Here is a 2,107-nt window from a genome sequence, read left to right on the forward strand (position 1 = left end):
CGGATGGCGGTGCTGGACGCGGCGATGCGCGTGCGCGGGGTGGACAATCTGCGGGTTGCCGACATGTCGGCCTGTCCGAACATCAATGCCGGCAACACGGCCGCGCCGGCGATGATGCTGGGCGATCGATGCGCCGATTTCATCCTGGAGGCGGCATAGCGCCCCATCCAATTGCAAACAGCGGCGTCGCCGCAGCCTTCAGGGCCGAATGATGAGGAAGTCCATGGTCGCAGAAAGCGACAATCAAGGAGGAAAGAGCATGATCATTACCCGTCGAAAACTACTGGTAGGCTCCGCCGCCGGCGCGGTCGCGCTGATGCTCGGCTCACGCGCCTTTGCGGCGCTGCCGCCACTCGCCAAGAAGGACAAGTACAAGGTCGGTTTCGCCCAGACGGAAAGCAACAATCCGTGGCGCCTTGCCGAGACCAAGAGCATGCGGGACGAAGCCGCCAAGCTCGGCCATCAACTGGTTTACACGGATGCCGCCGGATCGTCGGCCAAGCAGGCTTCCGATGTGAACTCGATGATCGCGCAGGGCGTCGACGCCATCTTCCTGCCGCCGCGCGAGGACAAGCCCCTGGTGCCGGTTATCCTGGCGGCGCGCGATGCCGGCATACCGGTGTTCCTGGTTGACCGCGACGTTGACCACACGATGGCCAAACCGGGCGAGGATTACGTCTGCTTCATCGGGTCGGATTTCATCGAGGAGGCGACCCGTATCGGCGAATGGCTGGTCAAGAACGCCAATGGCAAGTCGAAGATCATCGAACTGGAAGGCACGACCGGCGCCTCGGCGGCCACCGATCGCAAGAAGGGCTTCGACGATTTCATCGCCAAGCATTCGGAGTTCACTATCCTGGCGTCTCAGTCCGGCGACTTCGCCCGCGACAAGGGCCGGCAGGTTGCCGAGACGCTGCTTCAGGCGCACCCCGATGCGGATATCATCTACGCGCACAATGACGAGATGGCGCTGGGTGCAATCGCCGCTTTGGAAGCCGCCGGCAAGACCCCAGGCAAGGATGTGCTGATCTTGTCGATCGACGGCGAGAAGGAAGGCGTACAGGCGATCATCGACGGCAAGATCGGCGCCATCTGCGCCTGCAGCCCGCTGTTCGGGCCGAAGGCCTTCGCCACGATGGCCGATTATGCCGCCGGCAAAAAGATCCCGCCCTTTATTAAGAACGAGGATGCCTTCTTCGACCCGACGAATGCGAAGAAGGACTTCGATATTGCATTCTGATATCCACCCTGTTTCCAGCTGCCCTACCCGCTCCGGCGGGTAGGGTTTGGAGTTTGCCGATGATCACTCAGCCGGATCAAGCAGCGCTGCTCCTGGACATGCGTGACATCCAGAAGCGTTTTGCCGGTATCCCTGCCTTGGCCGGTGCCTCACTCCAGGTCCTTCCGGGCGAGGTCCACGCACTCATCGGCCAGAATGGTGCGGGCAAGTCGACCCTTATCAAGGTGCTCACCGGTTACCACCGTCGGGATGGGGGTCAGGTGCTGTTCGAGCAGAGGCCGTTCGAGGTCGGGTCTCCGCATGAGGCGCAGGTCAGCGGCATCAGTACCATCTACCAGGAAATCAATCTCGTCCCGCTCCGCTCTGTAACCGAGAACATCTGCCTCGGACGCGAGAAACGCCGTCGGGGACTGCTCGACTGGAGCGCGATGCATGCTGAAGCCGAGCGCCTGCTCAGCCGGTTCTCGATCCGCATTGATGTGCGCCGCCCGCTCGGCGACTTCAATACCGCCACGCAGCAGATGGTGGCGATTGCCCGCGCCATCGGCTTTTCCGCCCGCCTCGTGATCATGGATGAGCCGACCTCCTCGCTGGACGAGCGTGAAGTCTCAGTTTTGTTCAGCGTCGTCCGGCAGCTCAAGGCCGAAGGCGTCTCGGTTCTATTCGTCAGCCACAAGCTCGACGAGCTCTACGAGGTATGCGACCGGGTCACGATCATGCGCGATGGCCACACGGTGCGCAGCGCTGCGATGAGCGACATCGGCAAACTGGAACTGGTCGCGGCCATGCTTGGCCGCGATGTCGCGGTGGTCGACGGCCACGCGACTGCGTTCGGCGCGCGCGATCGTTCGAGGATAGGCGATGTGC

3 protein-coding genes are annotated in these 2,107 nt (G+C 62.5%); all 3 read left to right on the forward strand.

Annotation, left to right across the window (positions count from 1 at the left end; all coding sequences use genetic code 11):
- Positions 1-3: 3 nt before the first annotated feature.
- Positions 4-159: a GMC oxidoreductase gene (locus EN914_RS39925; protein WP_281034685.1), complete on the forward strand. Its 156-nt coding sequence runs from the start codon at positions 4-6 to the stop codon at positions 157-159.
- A 100-nt stretch (positions 160-259) separates the two neighbouring features.
- Complete coding sequence (locus EN914_RS33140) at positions 260-1,240, forward strand: ABC transporter substrate-binding protein (protein WP_013525261.1); 981 nt, start codon at positions 260-262, stop codon at positions 1,238-1,240.
- Positions 1,241-1,299: 59 nt separating this feature from the next.
- Positions 1,300-2,107: ATP-binding cassette domain-containing protein (locus tag EN914_RS33145; protein ID WP_164779100.1), on the forward strand; the 808-nt coding region annotated here is incomplete at its 3' end.

Origin of the sequence: Mesorhizobium sp. M7A.F.Ca.CA.001.08.2.1 (assembly GCF_003998455.1) — a bacterium.
Taxonomy (GTDB): domain Bacteria; phylum Pseudomonadota; class Alphaproteobacteria; order Rhizobiales; family Rhizobiaceae; genus Mesorhizobium; species Mesorhizobium ciceri.

What these genes read in the sequence shown, in the direction of transcription:
- EN914_RS39925 (WP_281034685.1), top strand. Translation starts at nt 4, where the DNA reads ATGGCGGTGCTGGACGCGGCGATGCGCGTGCGCGGGGTGGACAATCTG.
- EN914_RS33140 (WP_013525261.1), top strand. Translation starts at nt 260, where the DNA reads ATGATCATTACCCGTCGAAAACTACTGGTAGGCTCCGCCGCCGGCGCG.